The sequence below is a fragment of the Paenibacillus sp. D2_2 genome, assembly GCF_031199965.1.
Classification (GTDB): domain Bacteria; phylum Bacillota; class Bacilli; order Paenibacillales; family Paenibacillaceae; genus Fontibacillus.
Window position 1 is genome coordinate 5,447,669 of the sequence record NZ_CP133605.1, and the last position, 20,141, is coordinate 5,467,809.

At 46.8% G+C, this 20,141-nt stretch carries 15 protein-coding genes and 4 pseudogenes; 1 reads left to right on the forward strand and 18 read right to left on the reverse strand.

Annotated features, from left to right (window positions below):
- Positions 1-37: 37 nt before the first annotated feature.
- The 18 genes and pseudogenes from RE628_RS27845 to RE628_RS27935 all read right to left on the reverse strand — a co-directional run bounded on the left by RE628_RS27845 (position 38) and on the right by RE628_RS27935 (position 19,108).
- Positions 38-898: a hypothetical protein gene (locus RE628_RS27845; RefSeq protein ID WP_309156581.1), complete on the reverse strand. Its 861-nt coding sequence runs from the start codon at positions 896-898 to the stop codon at positions 38-40.
- A gap of 37 nt (positions 899-935) precedes the next feature.
- Positions 936-1,580 carry an RNA polymerase sigma factor gene (locus RE628_RS27850; RefSeq protein ID WP_309156582.1) on the reverse strand — a complete coding sequence of 215 codons (645 nt, stop codon included), beginning with the start codon at positions 1,578-1,580 and terminating at the stop codon, positions 936-938.
- 357 nt (positions 1,581-1,937) lie between these two features.
- Positions 1,938-2,888, reverse strand: coding sequence for an SMI1/KNR4 family protein (locus RE628_RS27855; RefSeq protein WP_309159600.1), 951 nt, complete (start codon positions 2,886-2,888; stop codon positions 1,938-1,940).
- 255 nt (positions 2,889-3,143) lie between these two features.
- Positions 3,144-3,518 carry a DoxX family protein gene (locus RE628_RS27860; protein WP_309156583.1) on the reverse strand — a complete coding sequence of 125 codons (375 nt, stop codon included), beginning with the start codon at positions 3,516-3,518 and terminating at the stop codon, positions 3,144-3,146.
- 174 nt (positions 3,519-3,692) lie between these two features.
- Positions 3,693-4,750 (reverse strand): annotated as a pseudogene (locus tag RE628_RS27865) (hypothetical protein).
- A gap of 195 nt (positions 4,751-4,945) precedes the next feature.
- Positions 4,946-6,409, reverse strand: coding sequence for a protein adenylyltransferase SelO (locus tag RE628_RS27870; RefSeq protein WP_309156584.1), 1,464 nt, complete (start codon positions 6,407-6,409; stop codon positions 4,946-4,948).
- A 265-nt stretch (positions 6,410-6,674) separates the two neighbouring features.
- Positions 6,675-8,026: pseudogene (locus RE628_RS27875) on the reverse strand (FAD-dependent oxidoreductase).
- Positions 8,019-10,382 carry a helix-turn-helix domain-containing protein gene (locus tag RE628_RS27885; protein WP_309156588.1) on the reverse strand — a complete coding sequence of 788 codons (2,364 nt, stop codon included), beginning with the start codon at positions 10,380-10,382 and terminating at the stop codon, positions 8,019-8,021. The pseudogene RE628_RS27875 and the gene RE628_RS27885 overlap by 8 nt, the downstream one beginning before the upstream one ends.
- Before the next feature lie 99 nt (positions 10,383-10,481).
- Entirely contained in the window at positions 10,482-11,633 is a 1,152-nt protein-coding gene (locus RE628_RS27890) for an extracellular solute-binding protein (RefSeq protein WP_309156589.1), read from the reverse strand.
- Positions 11,634-11,665: 32 nt separating this feature from the next.
- Entirely contained in the window at positions 11,666-11,974 is a 309-nt protein-coding gene (locus tag RE628_RS27895) for a hypothetical protein (protein WP_309156590.1), read from the reverse strand.
- Between the two features lie 128 nt (positions 11,975-12,102).
- Positions 12,103-12,979, reverse strand: a pseudogene (locus RE628_RS27900) (carbohydrate ABC transporter permease).
- Positions 12,979-13,920: pseudogene (locus RE628_RS27905) on the reverse strand (ABC transporter permease). The pseudogenes RE628_RS27900 and RE628_RS27905 overlap by 1 nt, the downstream one beginning before the upstream one ends.
- Positions 13,921-14,045: 125 nt before the next feature.
- On the reverse strand, positions 14,046-14,207 hold the full coding sequence (locus RE628_RS27910) for a hypothetical protein (RefSeq protein WP_309156591.1): 162 nt from the start codon (positions 14,205-14,207) through the stop codon (positions 14,046-14,048).
- Positions 14,208-14,278: 71 nt separating this feature from the next.
- Positions 14,279-16,006, reverse strand: a complete 1,728-nt coding sequence (locus tag RE628_RS27915; protein ID WP_309156593.1) for a ligand-binding sensor domain-containing protein — start codon at positions 16,004-16,006, stop codon at positions 14,279-14,281.
- A 298-nt stretch (positions 16,007-16,304) separates the two neighbouring features.
- Complete coding sequence (locus RE628_RS27920; RefSeq protein WP_309156594.1) at positions 16,305-16,745, reverse strand: SRPBCC family protein; 441 nt, start codon at positions 16,743-16,745, stop codon at positions 16,305-16,307.
- Positions 16,746-16,747: 2 nt separating this feature from the next.
- On the reverse strand, positions 16,748-17,191 hold the full coding sequence (locus RE628_RS27925; protein WP_309156595.1) for an SRPBCC family protein: 444 nt from the start codon (positions 17,189-17,191) through the stop codon (positions 16,748-16,750).
- A complete protein-coding gene (locus RE628_RS27930; RefSeq protein ID WP_309156596.1) occupies positions 17,188-17,694 on the reverse strand; it encodes a MerR family transcriptional regulator in 507 nt (168 codons plus the stop codon). Before RE628_RS27930 ends, RE628_RS27925 begins: the two co-directional genes overlap by 4 nt.
- A 364-nt stretch (positions 17,695-18,058) precedes the next feature.
- Entirely contained in the window at positions 18,059-19,108 is a 1,050-nt protein-coding gene (locus RE628_RS27935; protein WP_309156597.1) for an NAD(P)/FAD-dependent oxidoreductase, read from the reverse strand.
- Between the two features lie 218 nt (positions 19,109-19,326).
- On the opposite strand from RE628_RS27935, the gene RE628_RS27940 reads away from it, so the two are divergent.
- On the forward strand, positions 19,327-20,112 hold the full coding sequence (locus tag RE628_RS27940; RefSeq protein ID WP_309156598.1) for an ABC transporter ATP-binding protein: 786 nt from the start codon (positions 19,327-19,329) through the stop codon (positions 20,110-20,112).
- Positions 20,113-20,141 lie beyond the last annotated feature (29 nt).

Sequence of the window (20,141 nt, forward strand, 5' to 3'; positions counted from 1 at the left end):
CTTGGGGTCTTCTCAATATGAATGTTGTGAGTCAGAGTTAATCTGATGATTTCTGTAAATAAGCTTTGGCAATCGTAAGCAAATCATCCTTGGCAACTCCCTTTGAAGCTTCAATATAATAATTAATGTGAAAATCGCTATTAGGAATATTGTAAATAAAACGTATGCCCTGGCTGCCACTTTCGTATGTGGAATACAACATCTCACTACCGTCTACCATAATTGTCTCTGCGGGTGACTCCTCGGAAAGATGTACAGTCACCTTTTCGTTCGTTCTTATGGGCTGAACAAGAATGGTCTGCCCTTCACCCTTATAAGTAGCCATCATGCTCCAAGACTCTTTGGACACATCCAGCAGTTCCATCGCGTATTCTTGTTGGGAATCCCGGGCTTCCTTCGCTAATTGATCTGTTAGCCCAGCTCTTTCTTGATCGGTAAGCTCATTAGGGTGATATCTCAAGGAACTGCCGACAAAATCATACTTATCTTGGAGCTTATCAAAAATATGTGCGCCAGACCCCTTCAGCTCATTGCGAAGTGAAGCAGCATCTGAAAATTCAAAACCTGATCCTCTGACGATATGAAGCTCTCCTTCAGAGTTATCTCCTGCCATATAAATTGCCGCTGCTTGGTCTGGCTGCAACAATTCTTGTCCTAAACCGTATGCCTTCAAGCTGCGTATCTGCTTTTCCTTCGTATTGCCCGGAATGACTGAATCCTCAAACTTCTTCTGTTCATAGACAACATCACCTTTGCTGTTACTCAATGTGTTCAGATGTGTAGCCGCAAAGGCTGATGAAGCTATCAACAGCGTCCCTATAGCAACAAGAGTACTCACCTTATATTTAGCAATAAATTTAACGCGTTTGTTCACTTGATCTTCCTCCAATTTATTCATTACAGATCTCGTTACATCTGCCTCAGGTATTTTGACATTATAAAATATGGTTTTGAGGTCTTGATGATTGTCGTGCTCCATCCGATATCCCCCCTGTAGTATGAGCATGATACTTTCTGAATTTGGCGGCCGTTCGTTCAAATTTCTTACGGAGACTGCTGCTGTTCTGCTGCAGAATTTCACCAATCTCCTTATAGCTCTTATCCTCTACACAACGCAGGATCAACAGGCTTCGTTCCTCAGGCGTCAGTTTGGACATTGTTCGAAGAACATGCTCGTTGTAGTAGTTATCCTCAATGGCTTGATCTACATGTTGGTTATGTTCATCACTTCGATAGAGGAATGGGAGATATTTAGCAAGCCTTCGCTTGCGAATAATATCAATGCAGGTGTTATAGGCTATTGTGTACAACCAGGCTTCAAAAGGCTTCTCTAGCTTATATTTGCTCAAGTTCCGGAACGCCTTAATAAATACCTCCTGTGTGCCATCCTCCGCTTCTGTATGACCTAACATATGGTAACAGTACAAAAAGATCTGTTTCTGGTATCTGCGCATGATCTTTTCAAACTGAGAAGCATCCCCTTTGAGGATATCCGGGATAACCTGATGTAAGTCAATCTCATCCATCTCCCCACTCCTTTCCTGGATGTATTGATCCTTAATACCATAGTCATTCTTCAAATCAATAGATCTTCTGATGTGTTAGGTGGAAAATTACATTATTGCTCTGTATAACATCAGAAGGATCAGGTTCTTTAGGCGCCCATTTGAACCCTCTCTATTCTGTACTACGCACGAGCCCCGCCCTAATGTGACAGTCCGGAGAAAAAACTAAAATTTCATTACACATCCAAGCTTGAATGAAACTGGCTACTGTCACAAAGGTCGAGGTACTGCAATGATAATAGACAAAAAAATACCGGATGGAGGATCTAAATACAACAGTACATTTGGCATAAGTAGATACAGTTGCAATGGCTGTACTACTTGTACTGCTGCAGTCAGATTCGTTTCTCCATCCGGTCTTCTTAATTTTAGTTATCCTTCAGTATTCTCCGCTTTCATTAATCCTTGAATAAAGGCTTCAAAGTTATCGGCCAGCTTGATGATCTTGTTATTGCTCTCACGGTCCACATAGATAACCTCCGGCTCGCCGTCATTTCCAGCCGGACGGTAATCCAGCATCACCGCATCGCCTACGGAAGGGCAGTCACAAATGACTACGCCTATTTCGGGATAGTTATAGTTCTCAACCATATATCGGCTGCCCCGTTTTCCGCATAGCGACTTGGGCTTGTCCCGTCCAATTCCGAAAATACCCGAAATAACGATGTAGTCTTTACCATGAGAGGTTGGCTGCCCTACCGGGTATCGTGTAGCGTGAGGAATCCCTCCATTATGTATCTTCATCATGTTGATATAGGATGCGGGCAGCTTGAAGACCAGTTGTTCTTCCACAGAGCTAATCTGCTCATCCGTGACTGGCTTGGAGATATACTCATTCGCGTGTTCGCTATCCTCCCAAAAGTCGTTCATATCGGTATTCTGTGGCGAAAATGAACTCTTAACCAGGCTAGCCTCCGCTTGGCTCTCCGATTCAGCCTTCAACTCTTCACGGGACTCCGGCGCGGATTCTTCAGCAGTCTTACTCGCGATCCACTCCAGGAACTCCAACGTATCCTCATCACCCGGATCTAATTTGTCAGCCAGCTCGAATTCCCTGCGGGCATCCTCATACCGTTCGAGGTAATAATAGGCTAGTCCAGTGCGATAATGCCACAAAGGGTCATCCTGGCCTTCTTCGGCGATGGTCAGAAACTGTTCGACTGCCTCTTCATACCGCTCCAGATTATTCATTGCACGGCCTAAATGACTGGTCAGCTCATAATCTCGATCTTCTGCGGGGATTTCCATTATGGTATTTACAATTTCTTCGAATTCATCTGCTTCATGCAGCCCGTCCAACTTAGCTATAAGATCGTCTCTCATCATTTATACCTCCCAAGGCGATAACTCTAATTATAGAAATTATACCATTCCCTATATCCTAAAATGAAATTCATCTTATCATTCCAAGGCGAATTCGATTGTAAAAGGGATCAATTTGTGACAATCCGGGCTAAACTGCTAGCAATCGGTAACTACACTAACACCACTTTGGGACTTCTTCGAAATAAGATAAAGCCTGCAAATATGCAGGCTTATTCGTTCAATCCTTGGAATTACTGACCTGTGGCTCGTTTATCATTTAAACCCTGGAAAATCGGCTAGATTAGATGCATGAATGACAAACAATACAATGCTAATAATGCCCAGCAAAAAAATCATGAACATTTGTTTGAAAGAATCCTGGGCCCGAAGATGCGTCATAATCCCGCCAATGCCTGTGATTCCAAGGATTAACGCTCCAAGAGCCACCCAGCTCAAATCCCAATAACCGACGATTAAGGCTACAGCACCTGCAAGTTCAACTATTCCTGTAACAATCCGGAACCATTGCGGAAGCCGCCAATGTTGAAAGTTCTCAATATGCATTTTGAATCCCGCTAATTTTCCCAAACCCGCTATTAGAAATAAGAGTGCCAATAAACTTTGCAGTACGATCGATAAGACTTCCATTCAAAAGCCTCCTCTTCGCAAATTCATTAATAATATCAGTCTTCTTTAAATATACAAATCGCCGCTTGTCTTTAATACCTGATATGCGACCCCATATAAAAATAGAAATGAGCCGATCACATTGATCGGCCCAAACCATTCACCAAAGCAAATTAAATTGCACTTTCCCTACTATTAATTAAGAACCTCCAAACGTCCTCTGAAGAAAAGCTCTGAAGGTTCAGCCCCATCCGTCTCACCATCCAGAATTCGCTTAACATCTTCTATTGTTTCATAAAGTGTCAGCCACTCGCCTGTTTTCTGAGTATATGGCTCCGAAACATAGAATGGTTGCGCTAGATAAGCTTCAAGCCTCTCTCCCGCTTGTAAAGCTGCGAATCTAATTCAGATATTTTGTCAAAACCTTGTACGGTTACAAGCGCTCTTAGCTCTCTATAACGACGAAGTAGTTTCCTTGCGCGCTGCTGCGTAGCTAAATGAACAGCATCAAGATATGCCCCTTCAAGGACCGTCGAAGTAGATACGATTGGATCAATTGCCGGATAAATGCTACGGCTAATTAAGTCTGAATCAAATCTCCATAGTGTATCCAGCGGACCATATGCAGCTTCTTCGTCAGCAACTTCACATTTAATATCTACGAGCGCTATGGTAATCGGCCTAGCACCAGCTTCTTTTAGTCTTTCTCGTAAAGACAGCAATTCACCGGATAGAACCTTGCTTCGATCAGCCCCAAGCAAGACATCTTTCTCATCACGGAGATCTGCAATACGACTATAAACTTCATCCTCTGTAGCATGTGTAAATTCAGATTGTGCTTGAACGTGATGGATACCAGGAACATCTGAACCTGGATCCCAGAAGATCGTTGCAAACCCACGCTTTTTCATTCTCAGCATAAATTCCGCTAACAACACCAATTGTCCCATATTAGGTCTAGCCACAAAGCCGATCGTTCCGCCACGCACTGCTGGAGCCAATAAATCCAAGGCTTTAATTCCTGTCTCGATCATCCGTACTCCACTCCCTCTAATAATGAGTTCATCAAGACTACATCCTGCCAAATTAGCGAGTGCCACCAAGGTCCTCACTTCAGCCCGGCCGACTGGTATCTTCCCCGTACATAGGTTAGAAACAGTCGCCGCTCTCAGTCCAGCTTCCCGTGCCGCAGTAGTAAGATTGGGAACACGACGACGCAATAGCGGAACGTTTAGCTGCAACTCTTCATCCATATTCTGGCACCTCCTTACTTTACATAGTAATTATTTTTACTCTAAAACGCAATATATTTTTAGGGATATTTCACCAAATGGCCAATTAAAAAAGATACGGCCCCCATTCCTATAGATGGGAACCGTACCCTAGTTAATAACTCCAATCTCCATGACTAGGCCGTCGTAGCCTAATGCCGACCGTCGAATAGCTGATCACGTTCCACAATAGGTTCGGTATGGCTTGGTCCATTCAGGTAATGAGCAGTACTCCATTTGCTCTTCAGAATATCCATACGGATTGGATAGAGCATTCAGAAGCCGTTCCATGACGCTGAGGTCTCCCTGCTCCGTCGCTGCTTCCAATGCAGCTTCAACCCGATGATTCCGTGGAATTATGGCAGGATTGCTATTACGCATCAACTCATTTGAGGACATCTCTGATTCCTGTTGTCGGCCTAGTCTCTCCTTCCAAAGTTCATACCACTTAACGAACTCGGGAGCTCTAAACAGGTCCGTATCTTCAGGTGTAGCTAGAGTTAGTGCACGGAAGGTGTTGGTATAATCTGCACGATACTTTTCCATCATGCTGAGAAGATCATTAATGAGTTGCTCATCCTGCTTCTCTTCATTCATTATCCCTAGCTTAGCTCTCATGCCCGTGAGCCATTTCTCATGATACAAATCCATAAACGTAGAAATCTTGTCCTGAGCCAACTCGATTGCCTGCTCCTGGTCATCGTGCAAGAGCGGCAGCAGCGTCTCGGCGAACCTTGCCAGATTCCAGCCTGCGATATATGGTTGATTGCCATAAGCATAGCGTCCTTGCGAATCAATAGAACTGAACACTGTTGCAGGATCATAGGTATCCATAAAGGCACAAGGTCCATAATCGATTGTTTCCCCGCTAATGGTCATGTTGTCCGTGTTCATCACTCCATGAATGAAGCCAACAAGCTGCCATTTAGCAATAAGCGCGGCCTGCCGCTGGGTGACTTCTTCAAGAAACTTAAGGTATCGGCTACCATCCGCTTCTATACCCGGATAATGGCGCTCTATTGTATAGTCAGCCAGGATGCGTAGATCCTGAACCGTGCCATAATTAGCCACGTATTGAAATGTACCCACCCTTATATGACTGGCCGCTATTCGTGTTAGAATGGCTCCCGGAAACTCTCGCTCACGGGTTACGGGCTGTCCTGTTGCCACTACGGCCAGACTACGGGTAGTAGGTATACCTAGCGCATGCATAGCTTCGCTAATGATATATTCACGTAGCATAGGACCAAGCGCAGCCCGGCCATCTCCGCCACGAGAATAGGGTGTTCTACCTGGGCCCTTAAGTTGGATATCCAACCTCTTCCCTTGTGGCGAGATCTGTTCACCTAACAGTATGGCCCGGCCGTCTCCCAGCATATTAAAATAACCGAACTGATGCCCTGCATATGCTTGAGCAATAGGTGTAGTCCCCTCGGGGGTCAGGTTCCCCGCAAGTACCGCAACACCTTCATCGCTTTGCAGTGCCTTAATATCCAGCCCCAGATAGGATGCTAACGGATGATTGAGTACTATCAACTTTGGCGAGCGCACCGGAGTTGGGTCAATACGGGTAAAAAATGATTCTGGCAATCGGGCATAGCTGTTATCGAAGTTCCATCCCATTTCTTTATCCTTTGTCATAGTCTCTCCTTTGCTTCCGCCTGTTTTTTTCTAGATCATTTACATATCAGTTGTATATTCCATTGAACACATTGTCTTATTCTTATGTTAATGTCCACTTCTAACCATATATTATACCGTTTCGCAGTGGAACAGCGATTGTAGATTTGCTATTCAAAAACCGAAAAAGCCCGATTTGCTCTTAATCAAGCGAATCGGGCCTCGTCATTTTCCGGGCTGAGCTATTGCCTAGTTACTTCCGATACTTTAGAGCAGAAGTACAATGCTACTCTACCTCTTTTCTTCCTAATTCTGCACCCGCAGCGCGCAATTTCCGCTGCAGTTCCTTCACCGGTATATCCCGGACGTCGGAATTGCGGGCGCTGGCAAGTGCAGCAGCTATCCCCGCCGCTTGACCGAGTGCCATACAGCTTGATGTCAGTCGAGTCGTCGCCTGTGCTTCATGCGTTGTTGAGATGCAGCGGCCAGCAAGCAATATGTTTTCTACACCAACCGGTACCAAAGAACGGTACGGAATATCGTAAGCACCGCCATCCTTTATGAAGTTTGCTGTCACTCCGCTTCCTTGAGGGTTATGGATGTCGATCGGATAACCACTTCGCGCAATGACGTCATCGAACGTACGGCCGCTTAGCACATCAACCCCATTTAGCACATACTCGCCCACTATACGCCGTGTTTCCCTCACTCCGATCTGAGCCCCGGTCTGAGACACATAAGCGCCAGAGAAGCCTTGAATGTCTGATCTGAAGAACCGCTCTAGAAGTTGCACCTGCTCATGCCCTTCAATTTCCGCCGCTGTTAAATCCTCGGGCTTGGTCGGGTCCAGACCGGAGACACGTGACACATTGATTAACACCTCGTCAGGCTCCGGCCCAGTGAAGAACAAGACTCCGTCTCTCGGAATGGGAAGTCCAGCCTGCCGCCACTTGCTGTAGAATCCCATAACTCCCGTCAGTGGAAGATGTCCCAGCTCGGAGATCAATGATTTCTCATAGAACTCCTCAGGATGCCGTTTCATATATTCAGTCACTTCATCCAATCTGACGCCCTTCATCCGGAACTTCATCGTCATTGGCTGAACTTTTCCCGCTTCATTGCCCTGCTCAAAGCTAGCGCCAGCTAAATACGCAACATCCGCATCTCCTGTCGCATCAACGAATACCCTTGCCTCTATCGTCATTTTCCCGCCTTTGTTCCAGACGGCGACTCCGTCAAGATGCTTGCCGGACATTTGCACCTCTACTACAAGTGAATGCAGCAGAAGCTTCACTCCGGCCTCCTGAAGCATGCGAAACACCAGCCATTTAAATACTTCGGGACGAAACGGAGTCAAAGTATGCACAAAACCGATCGTATCCGTAAATGACCTGGAGACGCCCCTAACGCAATGAGGCGATCAACTATCTCCTGCGGAATCCCTTTAACCACCTGCTCTCCGGAAGCCGTATGGAATGTCATCCATGGATATACCAGGGAAGCGGTTGACATCCCGCCTAAGAATCCGTACCGCTCCACTAGAATAACGCTCGCACCACAACGCGCAGCCGCTAATGCTGCCGCGATGCCGGCAGGGCCGCCACCTATTACAGCAACATCGTAGACTTGGTTACTCAATTGTCCCACTTCCCTTCCCTAACCTCGTCGGCTGCCCGCTAGCCAGCTTGTTAGTACCCGAAGATCGACCCATCCATGACGCCCTGAAATCCCCTGGAGTAGATCCATGGATCCGCTTGAACACACGAATGAAGTTCTGAGAATTGTTATAACGCAGCTTCTCTGCAATTTCCGCTACCTTCATATCCGTAGAAGCTAGCAGCTCCTTAGCCTTCTCCATTCGATACGCGATCAAATAGTCGCTGAACGTCATGCCCAGTTCCTCCTTGAAAATATGACTGAAATGCGAGGCTGGCATGCCTGCTAACTCCGCCATCATCGGCTGGGATAGATCATCGTCATAATGCTGCTCAATATAATGCAGCACCGTCTCGATCGATTTATGATTACTGTCATTCCGACGGTACATAATATGGCGCGAAATAATCGGGAACACCTCATCCTTCAACCAAGCGATCATTTGGTTCATCGTCCGCAGTCCGTTCACCCGCTCATACAGGCTATATGTGAACAGCAGCGGGCCACCATCAGGATCAAGCTCATACAACTCGCGCAGCACCCGCGATATGAGCTGCATAAACGCCATCCGCACATGCTCCGTCGAGATACCGTCCTGCTGCTTCAATCCTTGACCAAACTTGTCTAGGAGCATAGCGAGCTGCTGTTCATTACCCAACTTGACCTGCAGCATAATCTGCTGCTCCAGCTCGGCCGGATAAGTGAACGGGTGCCGCTCCGTATCAGGCTCAACCTGGCCTACATATATTACCTTTCCGCTACCAGCAATAAGCCGATATTGCAGCGCCTCCGTTGCCTCCTTGAATGAATGGCGTATATTGCTGAACCCCTCATGGCATCTCCCAACGCCGACTGTAGCCGTTATATTCAATACACACTCCACCATGGTGTGAATCTCCTCCGCCAGACGGAAGGCCTCGGTTTTCCTTACTGCAGTCATCTCCTCTGGCTTATGATTGATGAGCAAAACAACATCGGCACGCATCTTGATAACCGTTCCACAGGGGCCAAGAACTTCTTCAGCAATATTCTTGACCGCATATACGAACAAATTGATATCCCGCTCCGTCTGCCCTCGTATGTTGTCCAACTCAACGCGCATCACTGTATAGTACGGGCTAATATGCGGCAGGTCGTAGTAATCGAACTTCTCGCTCAGCTCATCAGCTGGAACCGCCTCCGTCAGAACATGCTGCACAAATCCCGCGGCCAGTACTGGCCTCGACTCCTCAATCTGATCATTCAATGAGTCGTTGACCGAGTGAAGCATCTCCACATAATGCCGAATAATGCTGAATTCATCCTGCTTACCGCTTGATGTCGGGAATCGGCTCGCCTTGCCACGAATCAGGTCCAATATATTTTTGATCAGCTGATAGAAATGCTTGGAGAGCATAAGCGCTGCCGTTAAGCAGCCGATAATGAGCGTCAGGCACAGCAGAAGTGTCAACTGCTTAATACGAATGAACAGTGGTGTAAGCTCCTTGACCGGAACCACAGATACATATTTCCACCCGTTATAAGGCGACTGCCAATAATTGATGAGCATGTCTTGCCCATCGACCTTTGCTGTATAACCATTCTCCTGCAGCCCGCTCACTTTAATGTCCAATAAGAAGCGGTACGAAGCGAGATCGTCCTGCAGCAGACTTTTATTCCAATCTGAGAAAATGTTGCCCGAAGCCGTCAGGACGAGCATCTCACTGTTCACTTCCCGGTCCATCTCGCTATATATCTGAAAGAATGCCCGGTCGTTTAATTTGACAATGATATATCCACGAGGAGTATCTCCCTGAACCGGGACCTCCCGAACATACGTAACCTCTTGCGAACCACCGCGCGTCATCTGACTATCCGTCTTTCGATCGATCCAGAAGTACGGTTCATGGTGCCCTTGAAGCCTGGCTTTCAACTCAGGGTCCATATTCTCGGCCGAATTCAATCCGTTATTCACGGACAGAATTTTATCCTCCTTCATAAAATACAGCTCCGCTGAATCGACGTTATCAACCAGCACCTCAATCGAGTTTAAGATTGCCACAGCCTCTTTATAAAGCCTAAGATCCTTATATGGATCATCCAATTTTAGAAATTCGTCTAAGGAAGGATTGAATAGATGCTGAAGGATCGTTTTATTCAGGGCAACGAGCTTGTCGTCAATCCTCTGCTGGACCTGCTTCAGCGTTTCTCGCTTGGCCCGACCTACTTCCTGCTGTAAACTGGTAGATGCGATCTGATACGAACCGATACTAACGATGAGTACCGGAAGGATCGACAATAGACAGGCGGCCAGCACCAGCTTCAAACGGATATTGCGCTTCACGGAAAACCGCTTCATGAGTGCTCACTTCCTATGGACAGTAGTCGGTTGCCTTTTGCGGACACAAGCAAGAACAGGGACCGTAAAGTCCCCGCAAAAAAATAAGTAAATTTTCTATTACTGTTGCTTATACCATTCGTTCACTTCATCCGTCATTTTCTTGCCGCCTTTATTCATCCACTCCTCCACATACTTATCGAATGAATTTAACGGCAAATCACCGGTAACGATCTTGATAAATGTCTCAGTACTATACTTCTCAAGATCGACCATCTTCTCCTGCATGGTAGGGGTCAAAGCGGCGATTGCCGGGTTAGGAACACCGAGCTGTTCAATGTTCTTCCATTGATCAAGCTGCGCCTGTGCAACTTCCTCTGTCGCGCCAGGCGTCGTGAAATAAGGATTATATTTGTTATGTGCGATCAGGTTGATGACACCATCGGCATTATATTGATCATTCACGACAGGAGCGCCATTATCGAGTTTATAGTGAACGCCTTCGATCCCAGTACGCTTGAAATTCATCGCTTCATCGGTGGCCTCCCAATCGAGAATCTCCATGATTTTATTCACCTTCTCCTGCGAAGCCTTGGAGCTGATAACCCAATGCCCGTAAAGTCCGGCAGACTGCGGCGTTCCCTTCGTACCACTCGGTCCGGTTGGCGGATCAATCATTATAATCTCGGCGTTCGGATTCACCTTCTTCATATCAACTGTGAACTGCCCGTAGTTGGCGATACCACCGCCGATCAGAATTCCGGCCTTGCCGGCGATAAATTTATCATTCACCTGCGTATACTTCAGAACCGGAAAGTCCTTATCGATGGCGCCCTGCTTATAAAGATCCGCTAGCCAGCCAAGCGCCTCCTTGCGTCCCGGTGTAACATCTGAGTTCATCAGCGTGCCATCCTCCATCTTGCGCCAGCCATTCCCCGCATCAAAGGCCATCCATAGCTGATCGAGGAAGCTTAGATCCTCACCTACACCGATACCGAACGTATCCGCCTTGCCATTCTTGTCCGGGTCATCCGTCGTGAACTTGAGCGCGACATTCGTGAAGTCCTCCGTCGTTACAGGAACCGGGAGCCCCAGATTATCAAGCCAGTCCTTGCGGATCAAGACAGCGTTCGTCTGCAGCGGACGCGTGCGTGGAACTGAATACAGCTTCTTATCCACCTTCACATTATCAAATGCCTGCTGTGGCGTCTCCATCAGATTCTTATAATTGCCAATAATATCGTCAAGCTTAAAGAAAGCGCCTTGCTTCACGTATTTGACAAATTCCGGGTCCGGATACGTGTTCAGACCATCATATCCGGAAGCTCACCTGATGCAACAGTTAATCTAAGCTTCTCGGTATATCCGTTAGCTGGGATCGCCATTAGATCTAGCTCAACATTAAATTTGTCCTCCAGCCACTTCCAGGCTTCGCCCTTCTTCGGGGCATCCCCGCTAAGCGGATACATCATACTGATCTTGAGTCTGTCTTTCGAATCCTTACCGCTTCCCGTATCACTCTTGCCCGCCTTGCTGCCACAGCCCGTAACAATGGTCGCTAGCAAAGCCGACGCTACAGTGAAGCTAACAATTTTTCTCCAGTTCATCTTCATATTTTCATTGACCCTCCTTAAATGATGATATATCGCAAGCAGATACTCTGCAGCTTGCCGTTAATGTATGCGCATTCATTTTTAGGTAAGGCATTAAGTCTGAGCGTTATTTCGACCGGTTGGGTAAATCAGCCTTTGACCGACCCAAGCAACACGCCCTTGGCAAAATGCTTCTGCAGGAATGGATAGACGAGCAGAATTGGAACCGTAGCGACTACAATCGCTGCCATTTTGATCGTCATCGGAAGAACCTGGATGCCTTCATTGGCAATAGCCGCTTGATACTCCTCTGTAGAGCCCTGTATAATCATCTGTCTCAGAATGACTTGAATCGGCCACATATTCGAATTCGTTACATACATAATCGATTGAAAGAATTGATTCCAATGCCCGACCGCATAAAATAATGTAAAGGTAGCCAAGGCAGGCATCGAAAGTGGCAGTACGATTTTTAACAATACTCTGAAATGGCTGCACCCATCAATGCGGGCCGATTCCTCAAGCGCCTCAGGAATGCTCTGGAAGAAGTTTTTCAGAATAATCAGATTAAATGCGCTGATTGCGCCCGGCATAATGACTGACCAGAATGAATTCAGTAAATTCAGCCATTTCATTACTAGGTAACTGGGAATCATCCCCCACTGAACAGCATCGTAAATAGGACGAGAAACAGAATAGCGCGCCGTCCCTTTAATCGGGTTTTGGAGAGTGGATAGGCCATCAATACGGTCAAAGCCAGATTAGTAGCCGTTCCGACGATTGTAATCGATATGGTCATCCAGAGCGCTTGCATGAAATGTGAATTTGAGAGAATCATCGAATAGGAATCCCAGTTGAATTTCTCTGGCCACAAAATCAGTCCCCGCGCATAACCTGCTCCATTGGCGACAGCGATACTGCTACCACATAAAGGAAAGGAAACAATGTAGCAGTTCCGCAAAGAATCAACAAGAAGCCATTAATGCCCCTGAATATTACGTCCCCGGATAGGCGAAATTGTCTCATCAGTACACTCCCTCCTCCCGAAGCGTTTGGCTAGACGGTTCGCCATGACGACCATAATCAGGCCAACCACCGATTTAAAAAGTCCAACCGCAGTAGTATAGCTATAGTTACCGCCTACGAGACCTTCGCGATAGACATATGTTTCAAATACGTCGCCGACCTCGTAAGTCGTAGCATTCAGCATCAGAAAAATTTGTTCGAACCCGTTATCAAGAACATGGCCTAGTCTCAAAATCAGCATAATGAGGATGGTACTTCGAATCGCCGGCAGCGTAATATGCCAGATCTGTCTCCAACGGTTCGCACCATCCACAACTGCCGCTTCGTAGAGTTGAGGATCAATGCCGGACAGAGCAGCAAGGAAAATAATCGTTCCCCACCCCGCTTCTTTCCAAATGCTCTGCGATACAATCAAGCCGCGGAACCAGTTATTCGAGGTTAGGAAATTGACCGGTTCACCCCCAGCTTTGACGATGAACTCATTTACGACTCCCCCTGTGTACCCAGAAGCAAATAAGTGATCCCAGCCACGACAACCCATGAAATAAAATGAGGCATGTAAATAATCGACTGAATCGTATTGCGGAAAGCCCGTTTGCGAACCTCGTTCAGCATCAGTGCCAAAATAATCGGCATCGGGAAGTAAAAAACCAAGTTCAGCATACTAAGCACAATCGAGTTGCGAAATATACGCCAGAACCCGTCATACTGCAGCAGCGCTTCGAAATGCCTAAGACCGACCCAATCGCTCTTCCAGATTCCGCCGAACGGATTATAATCCTGGAAGGAGATGATGATTCCCCACATTGGGAAATATCTAAACAGAATAAAAAACAACGCCCAGGAATTAACATCATGTATAATTCCCAGTCTTTCCATGAGCTCCTACGCCGAACTCGCCGAACAAGTTCGAGTTTGGACAGGAACGGTTGCTGGTTCATAGATTGAGCTCCCTTCTTCGTTGTCGATGTCTTCATAACGGCGTTCGTTATCCATACTTCTTCCAGCCTTCATAACTAGCTGTCGTGCCCACATCATATGACGAAAATGATTGATAACGAAATAATCATTTAAAAAGATTACCCGGCGGAATAAGCCGATACAGCTCTTTTCCTTTGGCATAATACAACCGTCCGTAACGATCAAGATCCATAATGCCAACAACCTCTTCACTAAGCTGTACGTATTCAAGTGTAATCGGGTTAACAACGATCAAGCGCCTCGCCAAGGTGGTGTACAAATAACCATCTTCACCCCATCTTAAATAAATCGGCCGGTACTTGCTGTACTTGTACTCGCTTAGAAGAAGATTCTGCTCTTAACGATCCGGGTCGTCGCTGGATCCATGGCGAATAACGTTCCGTCTATCGCACCCCAGATCAATCCGTCAGGGCCAGCGCTCAGCCCACCAATCATACAAGGCGGCATATCCATATCAGGAATATCAGGCACGAATTCCGCAATCTTCGTCCGCTTAGCCACATCCCAGATGAACATACGGGCTGGCCCCTCTGCGGGCGCTGTCCCAAGCCCGCCCCATATGCTCGTGCCCCCGTATATCAATCCGTCTTTATAGGCCACGCCCTGGATACTATGCTCCGATACGATGTCCGGGTAAACCTCCCATGTACCAACAGCAGGATCGTACATCGCCAATACTCCGCCTCGCAGACCATAATCCGGCACTGTACCAGCAAAGACACGTCCTCCGCCTCTTGTCATAGCGAATGGACGATCCTGTGAATGCCCGAGCTCCCCAATCCAACCCGGATTATGTTCAGGCTTGAAGCCAAAATCGATAGGACGATGCGGATCGAAGCGGAACATATGTGCATGCGTATATGTACCTAAATAAGCTATACCATCAAGAAACGTCATTCCTTCTGGCTGCGGAAACAATTCAAACGTGCGCTCGATCGTATCCGTATCCGGATCAAACAGGCTAAAACCCCGTTGATACCCCCCAATATACAGCTTGCCATCATCACCAGTCTCCAAACAATGAATCAGGATTGGCTGCGGCTCAATTTCCAGGTTTCGCACCATAACCCGGTTATCCACCAAGCGAATAATAGCCACCTGCGCGTTGACTGTTACTAAAGCGAGCACAGGTTCACCACTTCCGTCGACCTGCCCTTCCATACTGTCAGGTAAGTCGTTTGCGTGCACCCACTCCATCGCTTTAGCCCTGCCCTCCGGCAGTGTTTGAATCTCCGTCTCGTTCCAGTCTTCCTGCGCGATATCCCAATAACACAGCTTCCTGCCATGCTTGAAATAAACTCTTCCCGGATAACGATCATTAGGCTCGACTAACATGTTGTCAAAAGAGAATGTATCGACATGAGCAAGTGAACCAAGATGAAAGACGCGCATCTCCGTGTAATTGCACGATACGAATAAATAACCTTCTATCACCCATATCCGGTCCACAAAACCTTGCGAACCGCTTATTCCTTCAAGCTGTAACTCCTCTAATTCACCAGTTGTCCGATGGATTCGAACCAAATGCTTAGTGGCTCCGATCCCTGCGTAGATCCATTGTCCATCTGCCGTAATACCGCGGACGTAGTCTTGACCATCTTTTACTATCCCATAATCGCGGAACGCGCCTGTCCCGATGTCATACTCAAAAACCTTGGCCCCTGGGTAGGTGCCGCCAAATACTTTTCCATGGGTACTAAATAGCTGCCACACCCAAAGATCTGACGGATTTGGGCCAATCGCTTGCAGTCCGTCTGATGAATACCGATATAGCAAACCATCACTGATTCCACTTAGATAGACATCGCCATTCTCCGCAGAACACATGCCCCAACAGCAGTCCGTATTAGGAATCGGCTCACGAAATAGCAAGTCGCCGGACATCAAATCAAATTCCTGGAGAATCGCCGGAACGCCATTACTTGCGAAGCATACTGTATAGCGCTTGCCATCGAAACGAATCGCTGCTCCTTGTCCAAAGCGGGACTGAATCATCGTCCCCAGATTCTGTTCGCTTGGTATTTGAATCCCCTCCTTCTTTTTCACTCATAAACAATCATTTCGATAGCCCGAGTGAAAGGATGATGTACCTGGATTGTAACGACCACAACAGTTATAAAGAAATAATCAGATCAAATGATTATTATGGAGGGTTGAAAATTGAGTTTATCTATTGCAGAAAGGATACGATTAGGAGAAACTTGAAGAAAAGATATTAGAGAGCTGACGTGGAGATACAAATGAGGAAAAAGATATAATTGTAGAAAATGATAAAGGACAGGGCGATTTTTGCCCTGTCCTTATTTTTCTTAAATCCCTTGAATAAAACTCTCCCGTATTAGAGCTAGGTAGCCATCTCCTCCAATACCTTACCAAGACGGTCCAAATTTTGTTCGTTGCCTTGAGCGCAATAACCCTTGACTTGTTCTAACACTTCTTTGGTCTTAAAATGCTGATGGAAAGTCACTTTGGTATGGCCCCCCAAGTCCTCAAAGGTAGCCGTAACCCGAAATTCGGGGTGGTCTAGATGATCGAGCACAATTTTCTCCAGAGGCACAATCTCGATAAAAACGCTATGGTTCGGGTAGTCCACGACATTTGGTCCGTGCATCGTGAATTCCCACGTTCCGCCTGGCCTTATCTCACACTTATGAAAAGTATTCGTGAAGCCATGCGGGCCCCACCACTGGGCTAGTAAATCTGGGGTTGTCCAAGCCCGAAACACAAGCTCCCGCGGTGCATCAAACTCGCGTGAATTAACAACTTCATTCTCATTGATTGCCATGCTCACATTTCCCCTTCCACTACTTTGCCTAGTGTGTCCAACATGAGGTTAGTACCGTGCTCCCGTATTTCCGGTGTATCATGCCCGTCAAAGTATGCCCCTTGCTCCGTATAAATCAGTTTCGTGCCGTCCTCCACCTTGATAAACTCGATCGTTGTGATTGAGACGGACATACGTGTGCTGCCTGAATCCAAAGTGTAAGTATAAACAATGCGCTGATCTGGAATAAGCTCCTGGTAAATGGCGTTATACGTAAAGATCGGCCCTTCCGGCGGCCCTCCACAGCTGTACTCGCGTCCACCCACCTGAAATTCGAAAATGTCTGGCTTCGAGAACCACTTGGCTTTGATTATTGGGTCGGCCCAAGCTTGGTGAACAGATTCCGGCGAAGCGGCATAAGTTCGCTCGATAACGAAAGTAGCATGCTTAACATATCGTTCGTTCATTGATTCTCCTCCTTATGGATTGACATTTCACTATCACCAGTAAGAACGCTTCCCAACAGATCCAAATGCCGCTCCCAAGTCCTTTGGCGTTCAATAATTGGCTTCTCAAATTCCATCTTCATCGCTTGCAGAAGAGCCGTGAAATCATCAACCGTTAATTGCTCCTTACCCTGTATAAGTTTGGATGCATGCCTGAGTTGATCCAATAATTTCTGCTGCAATTTGATCTGCTCTTTAATTCGGTCCATCTGTAGGTTTACGATCTCAAGCGGACTGATTTGACTATCGCTTAATACCGATTTAATCTCCTCGAGAGATAACCCAAGCTCCTTGAGCGATAAGATCTGGTGCAAACTGGCCAAATCAGATTCACAGTACAATCTGTGGCCGGATTCTGTCTGTCCGGATGGAGAGAATAGCCCAATCTGATCATAGAACCGTAAAGTTCGTACGGTTATCCCCGTCAGCTTGGCCAGATCCCCGACCTTCCAATATCTCTTCATTGACCATCCCCTCACTTTTACGCTAGCTATATACCGGTAGCCTTATTATAAAACCTTACGTTACGTTAGGTGCAAGCGTTATCGTGAAGCTCTACTGCAGATTTTAGAAATTTTCTGGAGAGCCTCATTTTTATTCCGAAAGTACATATTACCGATATAAAAAAAATTCCACCTCCAAGACCCTCATGTCTTGGGGACGAAATTTCGTGGTGCCACCTTCTCATTATCAAGTTTGATTATTGCATTCATGATACCGAAAAATCCCTATTTTTGTAAACGATGATTCGTAGCTTCGCTACAAGACATAGAGGCCCCCTCATATGAGGGAGCCGTATTTTTACGTGAGGAAAGGAGTCGGGCGGGGTTAGCTCATCATTTTCTTGACCAGCTCTTTGTTCCGATCCTTGAGAAGCTCATTATGCGAAGAAACCATAGCGTATCCGTCCGCTTCCGGTTCAATGAACTGCTTCGCCTTATTTACCGCGTTAGCCGCATCCTGGAAGGCACCTAAGATTAGATGCAGTTTGCCTTCATGCTTCAAAATGTCGCCTGCCGCATACAGGCCCGGTACGGAAGATTCGCTATTCGGCGTGCCAGCGATATAATACTCGTCGGCAATTTCGATTTTGAGATCACTGTTTTCCAGCAATGTCATATCACGCTCGTAGCCATGATTGATGATGACATCGTCCACGTACAGCTCCATGACCTCGCCAGTCTGATGATGAGTCAGCTCGACACGTTCAATAACTTCGCGATCTTCGCGGGCATGCAGCTTTGTAATGGAAGTGTGGAACAAACATTCCACCGAACTACCTAACAGATGGCCCACCGAGGCTTCATGTCCATTCAGTGTATCCTTGCGGTAAGAGACATACACTTTCTTGGCTATGGGCTCAAGTTCATTGGCCCAATCGATAGCCGCATTACCTCCGCCAGAAATAATCACCGTCTTATCCTTAAACTGTCTCAGCGATTTCACTGTGTAATGCAGATTGCTGACTTCAAAACGGCTTGCTCCTGCAATGTCCAGCTTCTGGGGATTTAATATACCACCGCCAACAGCTACGATAACCGTCTTGGACAAATGGATGTGGCCCGAGCTTCCATGCAGCTCGAAAATACTATCTTCACGGCGCGTAATGGACTCGATTTTCTCGTTCAGCACGACTTCAGGGCTAAACGTCAGTCCCTGCTGCACCAGCTGCTCAATAAGCTTGGCGCCGGTAACTGGCGTCATTCCACCGACATCCCAGATCATTTTCTCTGGATACACATGGACTTTGCCACCCAGTTCAGGTTGAAATTCAATGATTTTCGTCTTCATTTCTCTTAACCCGCTATAAAAAGCGGAGTACAGTCCGGCAGGTCCTCCACCGACTACCGTCAAATCGAAAATTTCTTCCTGGTCCATTCCCGCTCGCTCCTCAAAATTTATTGTAAATATTTAATTGATAACAATTCTCATTCTCATTAAGAATATACATGTGTTTTTCCCTATTTTCAAGATTCTGTTGACATTTTATCTAAGTCACCTTATCCTTTTTATTGATATTGAGAATCATTTTCAATCCAGTTTGAAGTTTATCTCAGATCTTCTTTAAATTTACGGGATATATAAGGAGGCAAGTCATGGTCCGGCTGTACACTAGCGAATTAAACATTGGATATGGCGAACGCTCAATTGTCAAAAATCTCAGCGTTAGCATTCCCGATAAAAAAATTACCGCAATCATCGGTTCCAACGGATGCGGCAAATCCACGCTGCTAAAAGCGATCACCCGTATCATTCCGCATCAGGCCGGGACAGTGATTCTCGACGGCCAAAACATCGTCAAGGAAAATACGAAGCAGTTGGCGAGGAAAATGGCCATTCTTCCACAATCGCCTGAAAGTGCAGCGGGACTGACGGTGGGCGAGCTGGTATCTTACGGACGTTTTCCTTATCAAAAGGGGTTCGGACGCCTGACAGCCAGGGATTATGAAGTGATTGACTGGGCCCTGGAGGAAACAGGAACCAAGGATTATAAATTCCGTTCGGTGGATACGCTCTCGGGCGGACAACGCCAGCGGGTATGGATTGCCATGGCGCTCGCTCAGGAAACAGATATCATTTTCCTCGACGAGCCAACTACCTACCTCGATATGGCGCATCAGCTGGAAGTTCTGGAGCTATTAGAGAAGCTGAATCTGGAGCAGCAGCGAACCATCGTCATGGTACTACATGATATCAATCAAGCAGCACGTTTTGCCGATTACCTCATTGCGCTCAAGGATGGAGAGATTGTAAAGACAGGAAGCAGCGAGGAAGTCATCTGTCCAGAAGTTCTGGAACAGGTCTATCAAATCGATGCGGCCGTCGGACGCGACCCCCGGACAAATAAGCCGATGTGCATCACCTATAACCTAATCCGGTAACGGACAGATTCTATAAAACCCTAAAGGAG